The sequence below is a fragment of the Fulvivirga lutimaris genome, assembly GCF_009711525.1.
Taxonomy (GTDB): Bacteria; Bacteroidota; Bacteroidia; order Cytophagales; family Cyclobacteriaceae; genus Fulvivirga; species Fulvivirga lutimaris.
The window spans coordinates 1-1834 of record NZ_SMLV01000105.1 but is presented as its reverse complement, the minus strand read 5'-3'; the positions used below and the strand labels follow the sequence as shown (position 1 = coordinate 1834).

2 protein-coding genes are annotated in these 1834 nt (G+C 35.9%); both read right to left on the bottom strand.

The window, feature by feature from the left end; genetic code table 11:
* Positions 1-939: ABC transporter permease (locus E1140_RS00465; RefSeq protein WP_155177991.1), on the bottom strand; the 939-nt coding region annotated here is incomplete at its 3' end.
* Positions 932-1834, bottom strand: a 903-nt coding sequence (locus tag E1140_RS00460) for an ABC transporter ATP-binding protein (protein WP_155177990.1), incomplete at its 5' end; no start/stop codon positions are given. The genes E1140_RS00460 and E1140_RS00465, both read right to left, overlap by 8 nt.

The following is a 1834-nucleotide window of genomic DNA, read 5'->3' as shown; positions in this document are numbered from 1 at the left end:
AATGAAATAGAAAATAAAAGTGATTACAATACTTACAATTGGAATATTAGAGATCTCTTCAAAGGCCTTTGCAATTTTTAGGTTGCTTTCTAATTGTGCATTAACCTGTTCTTCAGATGATGTGCCAGATACCTGCTCAATTTGGCTTTGAGTATTTGATATACCTAAGTAGCTGGCTGCACCAGTGTAAATTCCACCCATAAGCACAACCCAAATTATAATCTGAACCAGTCCTACAGAAGCAACACCGATAACCTTACCCAGCATAAAATGGAATGGCTTAACAGTAGATACTATTACCTCAACAATTTTGCTGTTTTTCTCCTCAATAACACCTTGCATCACCTGACCTCCATATATAAAGAGGAACATGTAGATCAAGAAGCCTGTGACATACCCAATGCCAGAAGCTATTCCGGAATTGCTTTGTTTCTCATCCTCATCTTCTGAGGTTATTCTTGTGTCTAGCGAAATACTAGTATTTAGTTTTGAAAGGGTTTCCTGGTCAATCTGGTATTTAACCAGTTTCAAATCCTTTACTACGCTTTCTAGCTTATTTTCTAACTTGTTAACAATGGTTGGACCTGGTGTACTTTGAGTATAAAGCGTTATACCTTCAGGAGATTCAATATCAATATTAGGTATATAAAGCAGGCCATAATGTTCGCTTTCTTTGAATGTTGTGATGCCCTGATCCAGAGAACCTTCTAATTTTGTGAATTCAAAATCTTCATTGTCAGTGACATTCACACTTTCACTTTCTGAAACAACCATTATTTTTTTGGCTGCAGCATTTTCTTTTTCAAGAACCGTGAAGTAGATCATTCCCCCGATGATGGTTGGGAATAATAAAGGCACTAGCAGAGTAGCGATAAGGAAAGATTTCTTTTTTACCCTGCTTAAAAACTCTCGCTGTATTATTAGTAATATTTTACTCATGACCTTCTCCTTTTACTTTAGATATAAAGATTTCATTGATGCTTGGTATCTTCTCATTGAATGACTGTACTTCAGTCTGATCAACCAAGCTTTTGATTAAATCATTTGAGGTATACTTGTCACTAGTTTGGATAACTGAATTAAATGTTTGCTCATCTAGATTTTCACTTTGCAAAACATTAATATCGGTAGGCATTGAGCCATTAAGGGCTCCTTTATGCTGTACCAAGTAGGTGTGGTTTCTGAATGAATTTTTTATTTCATTTTTATTCCCAGAAAGGATCAGTTTCGATTTGTTAATAAGAGCAATGTAATCACACATCTCTTCAACTGACTCCATTCTATGAGTTGAAAAAATCACAGTGCTTCCTTTATCTCTTAATTCTAATATTTCGTCTTTTATGAGGTTCGCATTAATTGGGTCAAAGCCAGAGAAAGGCTCATCTAAAATGATAAGTTTCGGCTCGTTAAGTACGGTAGATATAAATTGAATTTTCTGGGCCATACCTTTAGATAGGTCCTCAATTTTCTTATCCCACCATTCCATAATGTCAAGTTTCTTACACCAGGCTTTACTTCTAACTATGGCTTCTTTTTTGGATAGATTTCTTAATTGTCCAAGATAAACGAGCTGTTCGCCAACCTTCATTTTTTTGTACAACCCACGTTCTTCAGGTAAGTAGCCAATAATAGAGATGTGGTCTTGATTCAATAATTCATTATTGATAAGCACCTCACCTTCATCCGCATTAATAATCTGATTGATAATTCTGATAAGGGTAGTTTTGCCAGCGCCATTTGGGCCCAGCAGCCCGTAGATTGATTTTTCTGGTATGCTCAAGCTCACATTATCTAAAGCAATGTGCTCGTTATACCGTTTCGAAATGTTTTTAAC